Below are 21,336 nucleotides of genomic sequence, written 5' to 3'. Positions count from 1 at the left end.
AGAAACTAGTCTTGAAACGGATCGGTCACAAGTATCGTGTCGTCCCGTTCAGGGCTGGTGGAAAGGAGTGCGACCGGCGCGCCGATCAGCTCTTCGATGTAGCGGACGTACTTCACCGCCTGGGCCGGCAGGTCGTTCCAGCTGCGCGCGCCGGCGGTGGTGCCTTTCCACCCCTCCAGCGTCTCGTAGACCGGTTCGACGCGCGCCTGCGCGCCCTGGCTGGCCGGCAGGTAATCGATCGCCTCGCCGTCGAGGCGGTAGCCGGTGCAGACCTTGATCTCGTCCAGCCCATCGAGCACATCGAGCTTGGTCAGCGCAATGCCCTTGATGCCGTTGACGGCGACAGCCTGGCGGACCAGCACGGCATCGAACCAGCCGCAGCGGCGCTTGCGGCCGGTGACGACGCCGAATTCATGGCCGCGCGTGCCCAGGAACTCGCCGATCTCGTTCTTCTGTTCGGTTGGAAACGGGCCTTCGCCAACGCGCGTCGTGTAGGCCTTGGTGATGCCGAGCACATAGCCGATGGCGCCCGGGCCGACGCCGGATCCAGCGGCGGCCTGGCCGGCAACCGTATTGGAGGAGGTAACGAACGGATAGGTGCCATGGTCGATGTCGAGCAGCGTGCCTTGCGCGCCTTCGAACAGGATGCGCTCGCCGGCGCGGCGCTTGTCATCGAGGATTTTCCAGACCCGGTCCATATAGGGCAGAATCTCGTCGGCGACCGAGATCAGCTCGCTCATGATCGCCTCATGCGTGACCTCGGCATGGCCGAGCCCACGGCGCAGCGCATTGTGGTGCGTCAGCAGCCTGTCGACCTTCAAGGGCAGCGTTTCCAAATCCGCCAAATCCATCACCCTGACCGCGCGTCGGCCCACCTTGTCTTCGTAGGCCGGACCGATGCCGCGACGGGTCGTGCCAATCTTCGTTCCGGAATTGGAAGCGGCGTCCTCGCGAAATCCGTCCAGCTCCCGGTGCAGCGACAGGATAAGCGCGGTGTTTTCGGCTATTTTCAGGCGGTCCGGCGTCACCTCGACGCCCTGCGCCTTCAATTTCGCCACCTCCGCGACGAAAGCGTGCGGATCGAAGACCACGCCATTGCCGATGATCGACAGCTTGCCTTGCCGCACCACGCCGGACGGCAGCAGCGACAGCTTGTAGACCTTGCCATCGACGACCAGCGTATGGCCGGCATTGTGGCCGCCCTGGAAGCGCACGACAACGTCGGCGCGCTCGGACAACCAGTCGACGATCTTGCCTTTGCCCTCATCGCCCCATTGCGAGCCGACGACCACCACATTGGCCATGCTTCTTTTCCCTTGAGATGCCGCGCCAGGCAGCTTGAAACGGTTCGAAACGACAGGCCTCTATAGCGTCAAGACCGGGCGAGCGCGACCATTCTTTGCCGCCCAAAACGCTCCGAGGCACAACAATTTTCGCCTTTGACATCATTTACTTGCGCGAGCTGCCGCAATAGGCCCGCATCGACCGCGCATTTCTCTCCGCCTGGCCGGGACTTCACGATGCATCGAGCCGCCTATCTGTTCCTGCTGTTCACCACCTTGCTGTGGGGCGGCAACTCCGTGGCGGGGAAGCTGGCGGTCGGTCATATCTCGCCGATGACGCTGGTCTTCCTGCGTTGGCTGCTGGCGGTTCTGATCTTGCTGCCGATCGGCTGGGCAACGCTGCGCCAAGATTGGCCGGTGGTGCGCAGGCACTGGTTGCTGCTTGGCGGACTCGGCGCTTGCGGCTTCGCCTTCTTCAACACGATCTTCTACACGGCGCTTAACTACACCACGGCAATCAACGTCTCGATCGAGCAGGCGGCGATCCCGATCGTCATCATCATCGCCAATTTCGTGTTCTTTCGCCTGCGCGTCAACGGCGTGCAGATCATCGGCGTCGTGCTGACCATCGCCGGCGTCGCGGTGACGGCGAGCCATGGCGATCCACGCCAGCTTCTCAGGCTGGATCTCAACTTCGGCGACGCCATCATGCTGATCGCCGTACTTTGCTACTCCTTCTATTCGGTGGGGTTGCGGCTGAAGCCAGTCATCCGCTGGCAGAGCCTGATGCTGGCGCTGTCGGTTGCCGCACTCATCACATCGCTGCCTTTCTTCCTGTGGGAGATTGCCGTCGGCAAGGTCATCGTCCCCGATGCGCGCGGCTGGGCGGTCGCGTTCTATACCGCCATCGGTGCCTCGGTCATATCGCAGATCTTCTATATCAGGGGCAACGAGCTGATCGGCGCGAACCGGGCCGGCCTGTTCATCAACCTGGTGCCGATCTTCGGTACGCTTCTGTCGGTGCTGATCGTCGGCGAGACATTCCAGCTCTATCAGGCGCTGGCGCTCGCGCTGGTGCTCAGCGGCATCAGCCTCGCCGAATACAGCGGACGGAAGATGGCGATATCCGCCGCTGAATGAAGTCGCTTGCCGCGACGTTTCACTGCGGTCCATCAACGACCGTGGAAGCGCCCCGCGTGCTGCTGCACACGGGGCGACCGAATTTCAGGCCACGCCGACGTCGAAGTGCAGCCGCTTGGCGGAGTCGATCGACTTGTGCGAGCGCACCTGCGCCAACACGTTTTCCGGGAATGGCGCATCGAGATAGAGCAATGCGATGGCATCGCCGCCCGGCCGGTTGCGGCCGAGCTGGAAATTGGCGATGTTGACGCCGTTCTCGCCGCAGACCGTGCCGAGCAGGCCGATGATCCCAGGCGCATCGGCATTCGTCGTGTAGAGCATGTGCTGGCCGACCTCGGCGTCGAGATTGATGCCCTTGATCTGGATGAAGCGCGGCTTGCCGTCCGAAAAACAGGTGCCGGCGATCGAGCGCGTCCTGTGCTCGGTCTTGACCGTCAGCTTGATGTAACCGTCGAACACGCCGGATTTGTCGCGCTTGACCTCGGCGACGATGATGCCGCGCTCCTTCACCATGATCGGCGCCGACACCATGTTGACGTCGGAGACCTGCGGCCGGATCAGCCCGGCAAGGGTGGCGCTGATCAGCGCGCGCGTGTTCATCGTCGCGGTCGAGCCGTCGAACAGTATCTCGACCTCCTTGATTGGATCCTCGGTGACCTGGCCGACAAAGGCGCCGAGCACTTCGGCAAGCTTGACGAAAGGTTTCAGCCGCGGCGCCTCTTCGGCGGTGATCGACGGCATGTTGATGGCGTTGGAAACGGCGCCCTTGATCAGATAGTCGGACATCTGCTCGGCGACATGAAGGGCGACATTCTCCTGCGCTTCGGTGGTCGACGCGCCGAGATGCGGCGTCGCCACGACATTCTCCATGCCGAACAGTTCATTATACTCCGCCGGTTCGACCTCGAACACGTCGATGCCGGCGCCTGCCACCTTGCCGCTTTTCAGTGCCGCGATCAGGTCGGCCTCGACGACCAGCCCGCCGCGCGCGCAATTGATGATGCGCACACCGGTCTTCATTTTGGCGATCGCCGCGGCGTCGATGATGTTGCGCGTCTTGTCGGTGAGCGGTGTGTGCAGCGTGATGAAGTCGGCGCGGGCGAACAGCTCGTCGAGCTCGACCTTTTCGACGCCGAGCTCCTCGGCGCGGCTGTCCGACAGGAACGGATCGAAGGCGATGACATGCATCTTCAGGCCGACGCCGCGCGTAGCGACGATCGAGCCAATATTGCCGCAGCCGATGATGCCCAGCGTCTTGCCGGTGATCTCGACACCCATGAAGCGGTTCTTTTCCCATTTGCCGGCATGGGTCGAGGCGTTGGCCTCCGGTATCTGGCGGGCCAACGCGAAGATCATGGCGATCGCATGCTCGGCGGTGGTGATCGAATTGCCGAAGGGCGTGTTCATCACGATGATGCCCTTCCGGCTCGCCGCCGGGATGTCGACATTGTCGACGCCGATGCCGGCGCGGCCCACGACCTTCAGCCTGGTCGCGGCGTTGATCAGCTTCTCCGTGACCTTTGTCGCCGAGCGGATGGCCAGCCCATCATACTGGTCGATCACCTCGAGCAGTTTTTCCTTATCCTTGCCGAGATCCGGCAAATAGTCGACGTCGATGCCGCGATCCCTGAAGATCTGCACGGCGGTGGTGGAAAGTTTATCCGAGACGAGAACGCGAGGCATTGGCTTGGTCCTTTGCGATTGGCGTCCCTCCTTGAGGGGAGGGTCGGCGCGAAGCGCCGGGGTGGGGTCGGTGCGGCCGGATGCGGCCGAATCTTTCTGGATGGTGGATCGTTGAGCTCGTGCCGTTGAGCGGGTGGAGGCGACCCCACCCGGCCCTTCGGGCCACCCTCCCCTCGAGGGGGAGGGATCAGGCCGCCGCTTTGAGCGACGCCTTTTGCGCGGCAAAGGCCCAGTCCAGCCAAGGCAGCAGCGCCTCGAGGTCGGAGGCCTCGACCGTCGCGCCGCACCAGATGCGCAGGCCGGGCGGGGCGTCGCGATAGGCGCCGATGTCATAGGCGACGCCTTCCTTGTCGAGCACCGAGACAATTGCCTTGGCGAACGCGGCCTGTCCGTTGGCGTCGAGTGCCGCGACATCCGGATCGGTGAAGGAAAGGCATACCGATGTGTTCGAGCGCGTCGCCGGGTCGGCTGCAAGATGGCCGAGCCAGGAAGATTTCCGGACAAAGCCATCGAGCACGGCGGCATTGGCGTCGGCACGGGCGATCAGCGCATCGAGGCCGCCGATCGACTTCGCCCAATGCAGCGCATCGAGATAGTCCTCGACGCACAGCATCGACGGCGTGTTGATAGTCTCGCCCTTGAAGATGCCCTCGATCAGCTTACCGCCGGAAGTGAGGCGGAAGATCTTCGGCAGTGGCCAGGCCGGCTTGTAGCTTTCCAGGCGTTCGACGGCGCGCGGGCTGAGGATCAGCATGCCATGCGCGCCCTCACCGCCCAGCACCTTCTGCCAGGAGAAGGTGACGACGTCGAGTTTCTGAAAATCGAGCTTTTGCGCAAAGGCCGCCGAAGTGGCGTCGCAAATGGTCAGGCCCTTGCGGGTGGCCGGGATGAAATCGCCGTTCGGCACGCGCACGCCCGACGTCGTGCCGTTCCAGGTGAAGACCACGTCGCGGTCGAAGTCTATTTTGGTCAGGTCGGGCAGTGCCCCGTAGTCGGCCTCTAACCTGCGCACATCGGCAAGCCTCAGCTGCTTGACCACATCGGTGACCCAGCCGGAGCCGAAGCTCTCCCAGGCGACCATGTCGACGCCGCGTTCGCCGAGCAGCGACCACAGCGCCATTTCGACCGCGCCGGTGTCCGAGGCCGGCACGATGCCGATGCGATAGTCTGCCGGAACCTGGAGGATTTCCCGCGTCAGATCGATCGCTTGTTCGAGCTTGGTCTTGCCGATCTTGGCACGGTGCGAGCGCCCGAGCGCGGCATTTTTGAGCGCCTCGACCGACCAGCCGGGGCGTTTTGCACAGGGACCTGAGGAAAAATTGGGATTTGCCGGACGGAATCCGGGCTTCGTATGCGTCGTCATCGTGGTCTATCCTTCCAGATAGTGGCCCCTCGTTGGGGAGGGGTGGCCCACGAACGGCGATATGCGTTCAGGCTTTCGGCGTCAAGGGGAAAGTTTTTGTCGCTGTCAGGATATTGCCAGCGCCCGGGGCAAAAATGCGAACGGCGGGCCTACGACCCGCCATTGTTAACGCCTCGGCTTCGATCGAGCCTACCAGAGGTCGTAGCGTAGTCCGACTTTGACTTGATGATTGTTGATTCCTTTGCGGATCGGAAAAGAAGTCAGGCTCTCCGCAGTCACATATTCGGCGTCTGGCGCGGAAAAATACTGATAGCCCAGATCGACTGAGACGTTCTTGGACACTTGGTAGGCAAGGCCGGCATTCAGCGTGTAGGCGAAGGAGTATTGGGTCTTGTTGTCACGCAGGACGAAATCGTCGGCGGGGTTGGCGTTGTCCGTGAAGTAGCTCGCCGAGAGGCGACGCTTGCTCTGGACGACACCGATACCAGCGCCGAGATAAGGTGTGATTCCGACATAGGTGCCAAGGTCGACATAGCCATTGAGTATGCCTGAGAAGGCATAGTTCTTCAGGGTCGCCGATGCCACCGTCGTTCCGTCGTTATAGCCGACGTCGATCTTGTTGCCGGGAAGATAGCCGACATTGAGATCGGCCCGCAGATAGTCGTTGAAATGGTAGCCGAAGCCTATGCTGGCGAAGATGGGATCTTCCTTTTCGTCGAAGCTCGCGGGCGTGAAGGCGAAATCCTCATCCTTGAAGCTCTTCTGCACCAGATAGGAGACATCGCCGCGCAGATACCATCCCGAGCCAACCTCGACCGGTACATAGTCGGGCGCCTGGTCGACATAGACCGGCGGATCGTAATCGGCGCCAAGCGCCGGCGTGAGCGGCATCAGGACGACTGCTGCAAGCGCCAGCACTACAGGCGATTTGAATGTCATGGTCCCCGGCTCCCGACTTGGCGCATTCGCGATCGCGCGCGCCGTTTCAGAGAGCATTGTTAACCATAGTGGTTAAGTGCGGGTTAAGGATAACAAGGCGTTAGCAATTGATTTGATCCGTTTTCGCTCCTCGAGCTGGACGGCATTACAGAGCAACGCAGCATCTTTAGGCAGCCAAACGAAAACCGCCCGGTATCAGCCGGGCGGTCGACGAATTCCTTGATTTCGAAGCGACTACTTGGTGTAGACGGGCTCGGGTTCCGGAACATAGGGCTCCGGGGGCGGAGCGCAGTCCGACCTGCCGAACTGGTAGCGCAGGCCGCCGCGCACTTCGTGCACGTTGATGCCTCGGTCATAGCCTGGGCCGACATTGCTATCTGAAGCATAGTCGAACATCTTGCCGCCATTGATGTGGCTGAAGCGGTAGCCGACATCGAGCTTGACGCGGTCGGTCAGGCAGTAGGATGCGCCCGCCATCGCAGCATATGCAAAACGCCAGCCCTTACCGCCATGATGCTCGAACTCGCCGTCGTCATCGACGTTGTGCAGTTCATCCCACTTGACCCAGGCGCCGCCGATGCCCGCTCCGACATAAGGTGTGACGCCATGCCAGGTGCCGATATCGACATAGGCGTTGGCCAAGAGCAGCAGCGCCGAATAGGACGAGGTGTCGACGGATGTGCAAGGGGTTTGTAATACGCCGCAGAAGCCGTTGGTCGAGCCGCGGAATTTGGATTTGCTCATCCAGTCCAAGGTGAGATCGGTACGGAAATGCTCGTCGATCTGGTAACCAACACCGGCGCCGGCCGAGAAGGCGCCATCCAGCTTGCCTGTATCGAACTTGCCGGGATTCTGGGGCGCTACACCGTAGGTGATATAGTCGCCACCGCGAAACTTCGACCAGTGATAGTCGATATCGCCGCGGATATACCAGCCGCCATACTCGGCCGGCGGCTCGTAGGCGATCGGTGGCGGCGCCTCCTCGACCACCGGCGGCTCGACGAAATCGGCGGCGAATGCCGGCCCGACGCCGGCAAACAGCGCGGCCAGGAGAGCCATTCTTGCTGTGTTGAACATGCTTATCACCCCTGAGAACCCTCGAACGGCGAACGCGCCCGAAATATGATTGACCTCAGTTGTGGATAATGAATCGGAAAGGTTAAAAGGCGTTTAACCGTATCGATTAACCACGAATCTCTAAAATCCGAGGATTCTGGGCGGCCGTTGCTGTTGCAGGACTGACAGGCGATCCAACAAAAAGCCCGCCGGCAAGGGCGGGCTTTTTGAACTGATATTGGAGGGAGATCAGGCGGCGCTGCGCGTTTCCGAAATGACCTCGACGATGTCGTTGACCACGGACTCGACAAGCTGCGGGTCGTCGCCCTCCGCCATGACACGGATGAGCGGCTCCGTGCCGGATGGCCGGATGACCAAGCGCCCGGCCTTGCCGAGGCGATGGCGCGCATCTTCGATCGCTGCCTTGACCGGCGCCTCCTCCAGCGGCTTGCCGCCGGAAATATGCACGTTCTTCAACAGCTGCGGCACCGGCTCGAACTTCTTCGACAATTCGCTGACCGGCCGGTTCTGCCGCTTGATGCAGGCGAGCACCTGGAGCGCCGAGACGAGGCCGTCGCCGGTAGTCGAGAAATCGGACAGCACGATGTGGCCCGACTGTTCGCCGCCGACATTGAGCCCATGGGCACGCATGTGCTCGACGACATAGCGGTCGCCGACCTTGGTGCGATGCAACTGCAGGTTCATGTCGCCGAGGAAGCGTTCGAGGCCGAGATTGGACATCACCGTCGAGACGACGCCGCCGCCGGCCAGCCGCCCGCTCTGATGCCAGGATTCGGCGATCAGCGCCATGATCTGGTCGCCATCGACGATCGCGCCGTTCTCGTCGACAATGACGACGCGGTCGGCATCGCCGTCGAGCGCTATACCGATATCGGCGCGCACCTCGTGCACCTTCTTTTGCAGGCCGGCCGGATGAGTCGAGCCGCATTCCTTGTTGATGTTGAAGCCGTTAGGCTCGACATTGATGGCAACGACCTCGGCGCCGAGTTCCCATAGCGCGTCGGGCGCCACCTTGTAGGCGGCGCCATTGGCGCAATCGACGACGATGCGCAGGCCCGACAGCGACATCGAGCGCGGCAGCGTGCGCTTGGCGAATTCAATATAGCGGTCATGCACGCCGTCGACGCGTTTGGCGCGGCCGAGCCCATCAGAATCGGCAAGCGCCAGTTCGATATCCTTGTCGAGCATCCCCTCGATACGCTCCTCGATCTCATCGGACAGCTTGTAGCCATCGGGGCCGAACAGCTTGATGCCATTGTCGTAATAGGGGTTGTGCGAGGCAGAGATCATCACCCCTATATCAGCGCGCAGCGAGCGCACCAGCATTGCAACCGCTGGCGTCGGGATCGGGCCGAGCAGGAAGACATCCATGCCGGCGGCGCACAGGCCGGACACCATCGCGTTCTCGATCATGTAGCCGGAAAGCCTGGTATCCTTGCCGAGCACGACGCGGTGGCGGTGGCTGCCGCGCTGGAACGAGAGGCCGGCGGCCATGCCGACCCTCATGGCGACCTCCGCCGTCATTGGAAACTTGTTGGCGCGCCCACGAATGCCGTCCGTGCCGAAATAATGTCCTGCCATGCTAGCCAGCTTCCCGATGGTTCTTTCCGAGCATCTCATGCCATAAAATCGGCCGAGCTCTGTCATCACATTGTATGATTATGGACGACCAATCCTTAGAAAATTGTTGTCTTGTGTGTTTTGCGTCACGCTAGTGTGTTGATTTTCAAGTTTCGAGCCCTTGTTGCGGCAGCAGCATCAGAAACGTCAACCTCAAACCTCATCTGGATCCTTTGGTTTGTGGCAGTGTGGCCTTGAACCTGAATCCGCATCGCGCTGCTTCAGACAGAGGTAGGCTCAGGTCCGTCGCACCCGCCGATTTGACTGGCTGTCATGCGACGCAGTGTCCTCGCTGGGAACGAGCCATATGCGCGCTCTCCGTGCAATGCACCCGGACGAACTTGGCTGGGAAACAGTCCCGGCAACGAATTCATCACCTTAAAGAAAAGAATGCACTTCTAAATTGTCTCTACGCTACTTAGCATCTGGCGCAACCAGCCGTTGAGCGCTATTGCTGCACTGGGACATATCATGAACCGCCATAGGGAGAAAACGCATGCTCATCCATCGACTTGCCACTTTGACGGGTCTTGCCGTCGCGACCTTATTCCTGGCGGCGCCTGCCAATGCGCTGACCATGGCCGAGTGCAGCACCAAGTATAACGCGGCCAAGGACGCGGGAACGCTTGGCGGGCAGAACTGGAACCAGTTCCGCAAGGCCCAATGCGGCACCGATGCCACCGCCGCTACGACCGATCCCGCCCCAGCCAAAGCCACGGCCAAGGCCGCCGACACCACCAAGGCAGCCGCCGGCGACGATGCGGCGCCTGGGCTGACGGCGAAGGAGTGCAGCACCAAGTACCAGGCGGCAAAAGCCGCCGGCACGCTGAACGGCATGAAGTGGAACGATTTCCGCAAGACCCAGTGCGCCGCCGACGCGACGGCAGCCGCACAACCCGCCGCCACGACCAAGGCTGCGGCAGCCACCGCCGACGACGCTGCGCCGGGCCTGACGGCCAAGGAATGCAGCACCAAATACCAGGCCGCCAAGGCTGCCGGCACGCTCAACGGCATGAAATGGAACGATTTCCGCAAGAGTGAATGCGCCGCCGGCGCAACTGCAGCGGCACAACCTGCCGCGGCACCTGCCAAGGCGACGACAGCTGCCGCGACCGATACCGGCAAAGGCCTCAGCATGGCTGATTGCAGCGCCAAATATCAGGCCGCCAAGTCCGGCAATACTTTGAACGGTATGAAGTGGAACGACTTCCGCAAGAGCCAATGCGGCGCCGGCGCAGCCGACGACGACGACACCCTGCCGGCTCCCGATGCGAAGTACACCGGCGATCCGCAAGCGCCGACCATCACCGCCCCCCAGGGCGTGAAATTCCCGACGGCGATCTCCAAGAAATACGCTACCGAGACCCCGGCCAAGGGCCGCATGCACACCTGCCTCGACCTGTATTACGCCAACAAGGACGCCAACACGCTGGGCGGCCTCAGGTGGATCCAGAAGGGCGGCGGCTTCTACAGCCTCTGCAACGCCAAGCTGAAGAGCTGACCAGCGCCATCATCCGACGACATGAGCCCGCGAGCCGCAAGGTTCGCGGGCTTTTTTGTTGCTGCATGCTGCCGCGCGTTCCGAAGAGGCGGCATCCGCGCGCAGTCGGCCGCCGCTCTAGCGATCTCCCCCTCGTGGGGGAGATGTCCGGCAGGACCCGGCAGGACAGAGAGGGGCGCTGTCCCGCCGACATCGATGGTCGGCAGCACGCGCCACGTTTGGTCGAAGGAGCCTGAAACAAAAAACCCGCCTCGGCGGGCGGGTCGTTGGAGCCAATTGGCACCATACGCAAATTAGTAGCATAGCTGCCGGCACAAAGCAAGAACAAAATGTGGCGCCGTCGGCAAAAAACTGCGAATTTCCTTCACCGGCGCGCCTTGTCGATCTTCCCGAAGTCGTCAACGAGGACGATAGAAGGCCGCGTTCCTTCGCGCCCCTCTCTGTCCTGCCGGACATCTCCCCCGCGAGGGGGGAGATTGGCCGTCATCGTCACTTTCGCCAATTTCCAGCGATGCAGGAAGGGTCGCATTCCCCAAAGAAAAACGCCGCGGTCAGAGCCGCGGCGTTTCGAAGTCGATCTCTCCTGGGCCGGAGCCTAGCTTGACGGCTGGGGTTCCATACCGCCTTCGGGCTCGGGGCCCTTCTTGCGGCGGCCGGACTTCGGCACGGCCGAGCCGCGGCTCGGCGGTGTGTCGTCGCCGAGGTCGCGTGCGGGCTTATTGCCGGCGATCAGCTGCTTGATCTCCTCGCCGGACAGCGTCTCGTATTCGAGCAGGCCTTGCGCCAGCGCGATCCATTCCTTCTTCTTCTTGGTCAGGATGGACCTTGCCGTCGAATAGGCCTCGTCGATCAGCCGGCGCACTTCGGCGTCGATGATCTGCGCCGTCTCTTCCGAGATATTCTGCGTGCGCGCCACCGAATGGCCGAGGAACACCTCCTCCTGGTTGTCGCCATAGGCGACATGGCCGAGCTTGTCGGAGAAGCCCCAGCGCGTCACCATGGCGCGCGCCAGCTTGGTCGCCTGCTCGATATCGGAGGAGGCGCCTGAGGTGATGTTCTCCTTGCCGAACTTGAACTCCTCGGCGACACGGCCGCCCATCATGATGGCGAGGCGCGAGATCATGTATTTGTAGCTCATCGAATAGCGGTCGCCTTCCGGCAGCTGCATGACCATGCCGAGTGCCCGGCCGCGCGGGATGATGGTCGCCTTGTGCAGCGGATCGGCCGACGGCACATTGAGCGCCAGGATGGCGTGGCCGGCCTCGTGATAGGCTGTCAGCTCCTTCTCAGCCTGCGTCATCGCCGACGAGCGGCGCTCGGCGCCCATCATGATCTTGTCCTTGGCGTCCTCGAATTCGGCCATGGTGACGAGGCGTTTGTTGCGCCGCGCCGCCATCAGGGCGGACTCGTTGACCAGGTTCATCAGGTCGGCGCCGGAAAAGCCCGGCGTGCCGCGTGCGATCACCTTGAGGTCGACATTGGGCGCCAGCGGCACGTTGCGCACATGCACCTTCAGGATCTTCTCGCGGCCGACGATGTCGGGATTCGGCACCACCACCTGGCGATCGAAGCGGCCCGGCCTGAGCAGCGCCGGATCGAGCACGTCGGGCCGGTTGGTGGCGGCGATCAGGATGATGCTTTCGTTGGATTCGAAGCCATCCATCTCGACCAGCAGCTGGTTCAGCGTCTGCTCGCGCTCGTCATTGCCGCCGCCGAGGCCGGCACCGCGATGGCGGCCGACGGCGTCGATTTCGTCGATGAAGATGATGCAAGGGGCGTTCTTCTTGGCCTGGTCGAACATGTCGCGGACGCGGCTTGCGCCGACGCCGACGAACATCTCGACGAAGTCCGAGCCGGAAATGGTGAAGAACGGCACGTTGGCTTCACCGGCGACCGAGCGGGCGAGCAGCGTCTTGCCGGTTCCGGGAGGACCGACGAGCAGCACGCCGCGCGGGATCTTGCCGCCGAGCCGCTGGAATTTCTGCGGGTCGCGCAGGAACTCGACGATCTCTTCCAGATCTTCCTTGGCTTCGTCGACGCCGGCGACGTCCTGGAAGGTGACGCGGCCATGCGCTTCGGTCAACAGCTTCGCCTTCGACTTGCCGAAGCCCATGGCGCGGCCGGAACCGGACTGCATCTGGCGCATGAAGAATATCCAGACGCCGAGGATGAGGATCATCGGCAGCCAGGAGATCAGGGTGCCGAACAGCGAATTGGAGCCGTCGGATTCAGGACGCGCATTAATGGTGACGTTCTTGTCCTGCAACCGCGAAACCAGCGACGGGTCCCCAGGCGAATAGGTCTGGAAGCCGTTGGAGCTGTCCGTGTAGTTGCCGGAGATACGGGCGCCGGCGATGGTCACCGACTTGATCCGTCCCGCCGCGACCTCCTGTAGGAACTGCGAATAGGGGACATCGCTCGAGGCTCCACGCGTCTGCGGCGTCTGGAAAAGATTGAAGAGAGCGATGAGCAGGACCGCTATGATCGCCCAGAGCGCGAGGTTGCGATAATTTGGATTCATCAATTGTCCCGTTGGCGCCCGCTGGGCGGACGCACGTCGTGAGAGGAAACTTGGCCCTAACATAGGGAGAGCGTCTCCCCTTGCCAAGCATAACAGCAGGTCTCGGTTAAGCTTTCGCCCGTGGTAGGCCGGCACTGTGGCCGCCGAATGGCGCGGCTGGAACCGGCGCCGCGCCAAGCAACGCGGCGACGGCATCGGCCGGGTCCAGATCGAAGGACGGCAGGAAACGGGCGAAGGGCGCGACTGCCGGATATGCGGCGACCGCCGCCGGCATCGGGCTTTCCTCAGGCAAACCCGGGCCTTGCCCAGGCAGACCAAGGCATTCGCCATCCCGCCATAGCGCTGGTTCGGCGGCCAAGGCGGCACGCACAAGGCTTGCCGGCGTGCCATGCCCGGCAATTGCCCGCTTTGCGGCAAGAGCCACCCCGAGCGGGGCAATCAACAGCGGCGCGATCAACAATGCACCTGAACTGTCGCTCAATGTGATCCGTCTGCGGCCGTCCCAAAGGGCATTGTCGGAAACCGCAACAGCGGGCGGCAGATCGCGCAACTCACGATGCAGAAAGATGCCGGTACGCCGGGCATCGACCACGCTCCGCGACAATGTGGCACAAAGCGCCCCGGCCCGGAGCCGGCCGAAAAGGGCTTCGCTGCGGGCCTGGTCGGGAAGGAAGGCGGTACCGCCGGTCGCCGCCAGCAGGATGCGCAGCGCATAAATAGCCGCCCGGCTGTCGGCGCCCGTCGCAAAATCCCGGTCGAGGCGGACGAGGCCGGCGGCTGGCCTCGAGACCAAGCCGCGGATCAGCATGGCCGCGCGCTGTCCTAACTGCTCACGCTCGACCGCCGCCTTTCTGGCCAGCGCCATCGTTTCAGCCATGCGAAGCGCATCGTCGCCTTCAACAAGTGCTGCGCGGACGCGCGGGCGCTCGAAAGCAGTGTCGGCATTGGTCGGGTCCTCGACCCAAGCGACCTGTTCGCGCCGGAGGAATTCGCGCAGCGCCGCACGCCGCACGCCGAGCAGCGGCCGCACGATCCAGTACCGCCAGTCGTAGAGGGTTGCCGGCGCCATGCCGGCAAGGCCCCGCGGCCTCTCCTCACTTGGCACCTCGTCACGCGCTTGCCGCATCAGCACGGTCTCGGCCTGGTCGTCGGCGGTGTGGCCGGTCAGGATCAGCCCGACGCCTGCCGCTTCGGCGGCCTCGGCGAGCAGCCGGTATCGGGCTTCGCGCGCGGCGGCGGGCAGGCCGGTCGCTGGTTTGTGCCCCGACCAGACGACGATGCGATGGGCAATGCCGCGCGCCGCGCACAGCCTGGCCACGGCTTGCGCTTCCGCTGCCGCTTGCGGCCGCAATTGGTGATCGATCGTCACCGCCAGCAATTTCGTTGCCGGTGCGGTACGGTCGAGATGGGCTTTGAGGAGGAGGAGAAGGGCGGTCGAGTCGCTGCCGCCGGACACGGCCACAACAGCGCCGTTGGAAAAGTCGATCCGCGAAAAATCCGAAAGATCAGGCTCGGTGTCGAGCGTCATGCATGTCGCCCAAAAGTGGGCCCGGTTTTGGGGCAACGACGTGCAACAGAAAAACTAGCACGCCGCGAGTGCCCTTTCCTGCTTGACCCGCTCCTTGAGCGCGCCGGAAATATCGGGGTAGCGCTTGCCGATCTCGCTGAAGGTGGCACAGGCCACGTCGCGCTGCTTCAGCCCGACCAGTGAAACGCCGAGCTTCAGCAGCATGTCTGGCGCTTTCTTGGCCTTGGGATAGTCCTTGCTGGCTGCGAGGAAAGTCTCGGCCGCATCGCGGTATTTCTGCTGGCCGAGCAGCGATTCACCGAGCCAGTAATGCGCGTCCGCCGCTTTGGCGTCCCGGGGAAACCGAGCGATATGGTCGCGGAAGCCCTGTTCGGCGGTGCTGTAGTCGCCCGACAGGATGAACTGGTAAGAGTTGCGGTAAAGCTCCTCCGGGTCGTTGGTCGAGGGGAGTGCCGCGACCACCGTATCGTCGGATTTGCCGGCCTTGTTGCCGGCTGCGTTGGCGCCGTTGGCTGGGGCCGTATTCTGCTCCGGCGCGTTCGCCTGCGCATTGCCGTCGGCTTCGACGACATTGCCGTTTTTGTCGACGGTGATGGTGCCGAACGTCTTGGGCGGCGCGCCGGGGATCAGCTTGCCGGGATCGCCGTTGGGCGATTCGACGATGACGTCCTCGACGCTCTTGTCGCCGGCTGGCGGCGTGTCGGCAGCGGCCGGAGCCTGCGTTGCAGGCGCCTCCGCCACGTTACTGTCGCCGTTGGGGTTGTCGCTGTTGGGCGCCGCCTCGGACTTCTTCTGCTCGGCCGGCTGCTGCGCGCCTTGCGGACCGCCTTCCAACTGCTGGAAGCGGAATTCGTTGTCTTCCTGCTGCTTGCGGATCTGCTCCTGCATCTGCAGGACCTGGAAGTTGAGTTCCTCGATCTTGCCGTTCATCTGCCGGAGCTGTTCCTCCAGCGCCGGTGTGCCGGTGCCATCCTGTTGCGCGAGTTGAACCTGATCCGGCTTTTTCTTTTCACCGAAAATGCCGGGCAGTTTGATCGTCGGCAGATGGAAGGAAAAGCCGCTTTCCGATGACTGCTCGGTGCCGCTTGCCCCGTCAGCAAGTGCCGCGATACTTGATACGAGCAGCAGCGCAAGCGTGCCGCTCAAGACCGATCTGAAATGCATGTGCCTCTCGCCGTGAAACCGTTGTTGCGCGCCTCTCACTCGAAGTAGACCAGCCAACTGGGACTAGCCAGACGCTCTCGGCTCTTAACAGGACGTGAGACTTCGGCCAAATTTTGTTTGGAGCGGGCAGATATGAAAAAGGCGGCCCTTTGGCCGCCTTTCGCACCAAGTGTTGCATTTATGCCGATCAGGAGCCGGCGCCGCCCAGGGTGGTTACGGCGCGGCGGTTCTGCGACCAGCAGGAGATGTCGTCGCAAACCGCGACCGGACGCTCCTTGCCATAGGAAATGGTCTTCAGGCGCTGCGCCGAAACGCCCTTGGCGACCAGGAAGTCGCGGGTGGCGGCAGCACGGCGGGCGCCGAGCGCCAGATTGTATTCGCGCGTGCCGCGCTCGTCGGCATGGCCTTCGATGACGATGGCATACTGCTTGTACTGGTTCAGCCACTGTGCCTGGCGCGCCAGCGTCGTCTGCGCATCGGCGCGGATCGACGACGAATCGGTGTCGAAGAAGATGCGGTCGCCGATGTTGACGGTAAAGTCCTGGGCTGACCCGGGCGTTGCCGCACCAGCGCCGTTGAGGCCGAGATCGGCGGCGCTGTTTGGCGTCTTCTTCGAGGCGCAACCGGTGATCGCGAGCATCGCGACCAGCGCGATCATGACCGGGTTTGTGGTAAGTGCTGCGATACGGCCCATGCCGCCTCTCCTTCGCAATTCGAGTGATTTCATTGATCGTCCAGTAACCACGTTTGGGTTAACCGGCGCTCAAGAAACACGGTTAAAATTTGGTTTCGGCTGCCGTCCGCAGCCCTATGCAGGGGATACCCTGAGGAGCCACCCTATGAGCCACAATGAGCGCGGACCGTAGGCGGAAATGCGGCCAAAACGCGACCATCGGGTGAAAACAAGGCCGGAAACGGCGCTTTTCGGCGACCGTTGCCGGCGTGCAACTGGGAGCAAAGGACGCTCGAGTTGAACATCCTCTTCCAGCCTATTCCAGCAGCGGCGACCAGGCCGGATCCGAGGCGAAGTTCGCTGTCGGGATCGACTGTTCATTGCGGCCGGTGAGGTCGACCGACACAAGTTTTGGTCCGCCATTGGAATCGCGGAAGAACATCAGCACCCGGCCGTTGGGTGCCCAGGTCGGCCCTTCCTGCTGAAAGCCGGTGGACAGGATGCGCTCACCCGAACCGTCGGTGCGCATGACGCCGATCTGGAATTCGCCGCCGGTCTGCTTGGTGAAGGCGATGAGATCGCCGCGCGGCGACCACACCGGCGTCGAATAGACGCCGTCGCCGAACGAGATGCGGGTCTGGCCCGAGCCGTCGGCGCCCATCACATAGATCTGCGCGCGGCCGCCGCGGTCCGAGGTGAACACCACCTTGCTGCCGTCGGGCGAGTAGGATGGCGACGTATCGATGGCGGTCGAGTTGGTAAGCCTGGTCGTCGAGCGGCTTCTCAGGTCCATGGCGAAGATGTTGGAATTTCCGTCGTCGCGCAGAAGGCTCATGATTACTTTCTGGCCGTCCGGCGAAAAGCGCGGCGCAAACGTCATGCCGGGGAAATTGCCGACCAGCTCGCGCTGCCCCGTCTCGATCTGCAGCAGGTACACCCGCGGCTGACCGCTCTCGTAGGACATATAGGTGATTTCCTGCCGGTTCGGCGAGAAGCGCGGCGTCAGCACGATCGACTTGCCGTTCGAGAGATAGCGGACGTTGGCGCCGTCCTGGTCCATGATGGCAAGCCGCTTCTTGCGCGCATTCTTGGCACCGGACTCGTCGATGAAGACGACGCGCGTGTCGAAATAGCCCTTCTCGCCGGTCAGCCGTTCGTAGATGGCGTCGGCGATGATGTGGGCGACGCGCCTGGTATTGGCGTCGTTGGCGAAGAACTGTTCGCCCGACATCTGCTGGCCGGCAAAGGTGTCCCACAGCCGGTACTGGGCGCGGACACGGCCGTCAGCCTCCTTGCCGACACTGCCGGTGACCAGCGCCTGCGCATTGATCACCTTCCAGTCCTCGAAGCGCGGCGTGGCATCCGGGTTCGAGATCTTTTCGATGAAAGCGCTTTTGTCGATCGGCGCGAACAGGCCGGAGCGTTTCAGGTCGGCACTGACGATGCCGGAAATCTCGGCGCCGAGTGCATCGCCACCCTGGAAATCGGTAATGGCGATCGGCAACGGCTCGACATTACCCTTGTTGACGTTGAGCTCAACGAGCGCCCGCGCCGGCAAGGTGGCGGCGGCAGTCATGCCCAGCGCCATCGCTACGATCATCAGGAGCGGCTTGAGGATGGATTTCATGTCTTCTCGCTTTTCTTCGCTGACTCTGTGGGCGCCGGGCCTAAAGGCCGAGCATCTCCCTGGGGTCGAAAGTGACCCGAACGTCGGACCAGATGTCTTGCTTGCCCGCGGGAACTTGCAAGCCGGCCACATCGCATTTCTGAACCGCGCGCACTGCACTTTCGTCAAACGGGCGGTTTCCGCTCGACTTTTCAACGCTCGGCCGGCCATCCAACTTGCCGGAGGCGTCCAGATTAAACCGGACCACGACGACGAAATTTTCCGAGCCCTCGAGCCCTGCCGGAAGCGTCCAGCAACCACCAAGCTGGGCTTCCAATGCCCCCTGCTCCGATTTCGAAAGCTTCTGGCCCTGATCCTTGTCGCCGCCGAGCGAAGACTGTTGGGTCGAGCGCTTGGCGCCGCCACCGGCCGGCTTCCGCTTGTCGAGCAGAGCCGAAATCTCGTCGGCGTTGAACTGCTTGTCGTCCGATTTCGGCTTGGACGAGGCTTCCTTGACCGGCTTGTCGGCGTCCTTGCGCTCCGGCGCCTTGGCGCTTTCGGCCTGGGCCGGCTGCGGCTTCGGCCGAGCCTCGGGTGCTGGCGCCGAGTCCGGAAGCTGCGCCTCCTCGGTTGGCGGTTGCTTGGCAATCGCCTCGGCGACGGCATCCGGCTTGACCTCGGGCTGCGGATCGATCGCGGCAGTCTTGTCCTGCGGCGGGGTGGGCGTCGGCTCTTTGGCGGGCGTCGGCTTGGGCTCGGTCTGCTTGACCGGTTCGGGCTTGACCTCCTCCTTCGGCTGCGGCACCGGCGCTACCTCCGTAGCGGGAATAGGCTTCGGCTGCTCCTTCGGCTTCGGCACGTCCTCAGGCTTGGGCTTTTCGACTGGCGTCGGCGCGGGTGGCGGAGCCGCCGTCATATCGACTGGCTGGGGCTTGGGCTCAGGTGTCGGCGGCTTGTCGGTGTCGACGCTGTTATCGCCGATTTTCTGGGCATCGGGAACGATGTCGGGACGCTGCGTCGGCAGCGGGGCCGGCTTGTCGTGCATCACAGCCTTCTTGTCGCCTTGCAGGATCTGCGCCGTCGCTTCCATCGGCACGATCTCGACCGACACCGATTCCGCATCAGACGCGGGCATCGCGGGCGGCGAGGACAACGTGAACAGGCCGAAGGCCAGCGCCACCGTATGCAAGATCACCGATGTGGTGAGGCCGGTCCGCATGTTCTTGTCTACTGATCCTGTTCCTGCAGTGACAGGAGACTCATGTTCTTGTAGCCAGCGGCTTGGACATAGCCCATGACCTTCAGAGCCGCTCCATAATTGGTTGCCTTGTCGGCGCGAACGAAAATGCGCTCGTCATAGCCGGTCTTCGAAATCGCCTGCAGCTTTGCCACCAGTTCCTCGATCGGGATCTCGGTTTCCTGAATGAAAATCTGGCCGGCGGCATTGATTGATAGGGTAATCGGTTGCGTGTCGGCCGCAATCGGCTTGGCCTGAGTTTCCGGCAGATCGACCGGAACGCCGACCGTCAGCAACGGCGCCGCGACCATGAAGATGATCAGCAGCACCAGCATCACGTCGACCATCGGCGTGACGTTGATCTCCGATATCAGGGCGTGATGGCGGCCGCGCCGCCTGTGGCCGCGCCCGCCGCGTCCTCCGCCACCTGCGCTTACGGACATTCCCATGATCGTTCCTCAGGCCTTCTGCACGACTTTTTCATCGATTTGGCGCGAGAGTATGGCGGAGAACTCATCCGCGAACCCTTCCATGCGCACCGCGATCTTGCTCGCGTCGGACGACAGCTTGTTGTAGGCGATGACGGCAGGGATGGCGGCGAGCAGGCCGATGGCCGTCGCCAGCAGCGCCTCGGCGATGCCGGGCGCGACCACCGACAGGCTGGTGTTCTTCGACGCGGCGATCGCCTGGAACGAGGTCATGATGCCGATAACCGTGCCGAACAGGCCGATAAAGGGCGCCGCCGAGCCGGTGGTGGCGAGAAAGCCGAGCCGCCCTTCCAGCTTTTCCATCTCGCGGGTCAGCGCCAGATCCATGGCCTTGTCGATGCGGGTCTGCAGGCCGAGCGGCGATTTCGCGCCCTTCTCGAAACTCTTCTTCCATTCGCGCATGGCGGCGACGAAGATCGCGCTCATGCCGGTCGTCTTGCGGTCGGCGAGCGTGCGGTAAAGTTCTTCCAGCGACTGTCCCGACCAGAACACCTGTTCGAAGCGATTGAGCGCCAGCCGCATGCGGGCATAGGCGACGAGCTTGTCGACGATGATCGCCCAGGTCCAGATCGAGGCGCAGAGCAGCCCGATCATGACCAGCTTGACCACCCAACCGGCCTGCATGAACAAGGCCCAAATCGATAAATGCGCGCCCGGTTCGGCGAGAGCGATGTTTTCCATGTTACGTCCTTAAAGATTTTCCGGGCGTGGCTGGCGGCTGGCCCATGGGCATCCCTTGTGGTCCGTTCGCGTTAAGCTGGCGGAATAACCCCAAATGCACCATTGGCGGCCTTTTCGGGGCAAATATTGGTGAAAGGAAGGCGCTTGGATTCTCCCAATCTTAACCAATCCCTTCATGGACCGTTATGGTTAAGGATGGGTTAGGACGTACAGCGCGGCGCATTGCCGCGCCCCGACGAGCCGCCGGCGGTCCTGGCCCCCTAACCGAGAGCTCCGGGATCGTCCGCCTCTGAACCCTTATTTGCGCGTTCTGGGCATGAAGGCTGCGATCCAGTCCTTGGGAAAGCGCCGCGGCCGTCCGTTGTCGCCGACGATCGCCGCTTCGACCCGCGCCTCGACCAGCACTTCGCTGCCGCGCTTCAATTGCTGCGCCATGACGATCCGCGCACCGGAAATCTCGTCGGTGCGCGTATCGATGGTCAGGATGTCGTCCATGCGGGCCGAACCGCGGAAATCGATTTCCATGCGCCGCACCACCCAGACTATTTTCTCGCCATGTTTGCCCTCGGCAAGCTCGGTGTGGTGGACGCCGGCCAAGCGCAGATAATCGGAACGGCCGCGCTCGAAGAACTCGAGATAGCGCGCGTGGTAGACGACGCCGGAAAAATCGGTGTCTGCATAATAGACCCGCGCCATCAATCGATGGCCGAATTCCGTCAGCGCGCCGGAAAGCCCGGCGGACAATGCCGATTCACGGTGATCGTCCATTGCTGTCCTTTTGGCCCGACGGGCCCTGTTTTAAGCAACACCTGTTTTGCGCATAGACCGGCGA

The 21,336-nt window shown here is 62.8% G+C and carries 17 protein-coding genes; 2 read left to right on the top strand and 15 right to left on the bottom strand.

The annotated features are described in order from the left end of the window. Positions 1-5: 5 nt before the first annotated feature. The gene (locus NKG95_RS01845; protein ID WP_023680654.1) at positions 6-1,304 is read right to left on the bottom strand and encodes an adenylosuccinate synthase; all 1,299 of its coding nucleotides are present in this window, start codon (positions 1,302-1,304) and stop codon (positions 6-8) included. A gap of 216 nt (positions 1,305-1,520) precedes the next feature. Between NKG95_RS01845 and NKG95_RS01840 the strand changes: the two genes are divergently transcribed. Continuing rightward, complete coding sequence (locus NKG95_RS01840) at positions 1,521-2,423, top strand: DMT family transporter (protein ID WP_353039805.1); 903 nt, start codon at positions 1,521-1,523, stop codon at positions 2,421-2,423. 84 nt (positions 2,424-2,507) lie between these two features. On the opposite strand, the gene serA is transcribed toward NKG95_RS01840, so the two are convergent. From serA to glmM, 5 genes are all read right to left on the bottom strand, one after another. Further along, entirely contained in the window at positions 2,508-4,106 is a 1,599-nt protein-coding gene (serA, locus tag NKG95_RS01835) for a phosphoglycerate dehydrogenase (protein ID WP_352849208.1), read from the bottom strand. Positions 4,107-4,293: 187 nt separating this feature from the next. Next, the gene (locus NKG95_RS01830) at positions 4,294-5,469 is read right to left on the bottom strand and encodes a phosphoserine transaminase (RefSeq protein WP_352849206.1); all 1,176 of its coding nucleotides are present in this window, start codon (positions 5,467-5,469) and stop codon (positions 4,294-4,296) included. A gap of 189 nt (positions 5,470-5,658) precedes the next feature. After that, positions 5,659-6,408, bottom strand: a complete 750-nt coding sequence (locus NKG95_RS01825) for an outer membrane beta-barrel protein (protein WP_352494165.1) — start codon at positions 6,406-6,408, stop codon at positions 5,659-5,661. Between the two features lie 234 nt (positions 6,409-6,642). Beyond that, positions 6,643-7,485, bottom strand: a complete 843-nt coding sequence (locus tag NKG95_RS01820) for an outer membrane protein (protein WP_352849204.1) — start codon at positions 7,483-7,485, stop codon at positions 6,643-6,645. Positions 7,486-7,713: 228 nt separating this feature from the next. Continuing rightward, positions 7,714-9,066, bottom strand: a complete 1,353-nt coding sequence (gene glmM / locus NKG95_RS01815; RefSeq protein ID WP_352494163.1) for a phosphoglucosamine mutase — start codon at positions 9,064-9,066, stop codon at positions 7,714-7,716. A gap of 874 nt (positions 9,067-9,940) precedes the next feature. Between glmM and NKG95_RS01810 the strand changes: the two genes are divergently transcribed. Beyond that, positions 9,941-10,606: a hypothetical protein gene (locus tag NKG95_RS01810; RefSeq protein ID WP_502896311.1), complete on the top strand. Its 666-nt coding sequence runs from the start codon at positions 9,941-9,943 to the stop codon at positions 10,604-10,606. Between the two features lie 595 nt (positions 10,607-11,201). On the opposite strand, the gene ftsH is transcribed toward NKG95_RS01810, so the two are convergent. From ftsH to ybgC, 9 genes are all read right to left on the bottom strand, one after another. Next, a complete protein-coding gene (gene ftsH, locus NKG95_RS01805; protein WP_023677989.1) occupies positions 11,202-13,127 on the bottom strand; it encodes an ATP-dependent zinc metalloprotease FtsH in 1,926 nt (641 codons plus the stop codon). 106 nt (positions 13,128-13,233) lie between these two features. After that, positions 13,234-14,655 (bottom strand): tRNA lysidine(34) synthetase TilS, encoded by a 1,422-nt coding sequence (gene tilS / locus NKG95_RS01800; RefSeq protein WP_353039802.1) that lies wholly within the window; start codon positions 14,653-14,655, stop codon positions 13,234-13,236. Between the two features lie 54 nt (positions 14,656-14,709). Further along, positions 14,710-15,819, bottom strand: a complete 1,110-nt coding sequence (gene ybgF / locus NKG95_RS01795; protein ID WP_023719604.1) for a tol-pal system protein YbgF — start codon at positions 15,817-15,819, stop codon at positions 14,710-14,712. Between the two features lie 187 nt (positions 15,820-16,006). Then, complete coding sequence (gene pal, locus NKG95_RS01790) at positions 16,007-16,513, bottom strand: peptidoglycan-associated lipoprotein Pal (RefSeq protein WP_352480915.1); 507 nt, start codon at positions 16,511-16,513, stop codon at positions 16,007-16,009. Positions 16,514-16,808: 295 nt separating this feature from the next. Beyond that, on the bottom strand, positions 16,809-18,092 hold the full coding sequence (gene tolB / locus NKG95_RS01785; RefSeq protein WP_502895839.1) for a Tol-Pal system beta propeller repeat protein TolB: 1,284 nt from the start codon (positions 18,090-18,092) through the stop codon (positions 16,809-16,811). Positions 18,093-18,159: 67 nt separating this feature from the next. Beyond that, positions 18,160-19,317 carry a cell envelope integrity protein TolA gene (gene tolA / locus NKG95_RS01780; protein ID WP_353020179.1) on the bottom strand — a complete coding sequence of 386 codons (1,158 nt, stop codon included), beginning with the start codon at positions 19,315-19,317 and terminating at the stop codon, positions 18,160-18,162. 8 nt (positions 19,318-19,325) lie between these two features. Next, on the bottom strand, positions 19,326-19,784 hold the full coding sequence (locus NKG95_RS01775; protein ID WP_352494160.1) for an ExbD/TolR family protein: 459 nt from the start codon (positions 19,782-19,784) through the stop codon (positions 19,326-19,328). A 9-nt stretch (positions 19,785-19,793) separates the two neighbouring features. Then, a complete protein-coding gene (gene tolQ / locus NKG95_RS01770) occupies positions 19,794-20,504 on the bottom strand; it encodes a protein TolQ (RefSeq protein WP_023719609.1) in 711 nt (236 codons plus the stop codon). A gap of 297 nt (positions 20,505-20,801) precedes the next feature. Then, positions 20,802-21,272 (bottom strand): tol-pal system-associated acyl-CoA thioesterase, encoded by a 471-nt coding sequence (gene ybgC, locus NKG95_RS01765; RefSeq protein ID WP_023719610.1) that lies wholly within the window; start codon positions 21,270-21,272, stop codon positions 20,802-20,804. Positions 21,273-21,336 lie beyond the last annotated feature (64 nt).

Source organism: Mesorhizobium sp. M1423, assembly GCF_040317575.1.
Taxonomy (GTDB): Bacteria; Pseudomonadota; Alphaproteobacteria; order Rhizobiales; family Rhizobiaceae; genus Mesorhizobium.
This window is presented reverse-complemented; position numbering and strand designations above follow the sequence as displayed.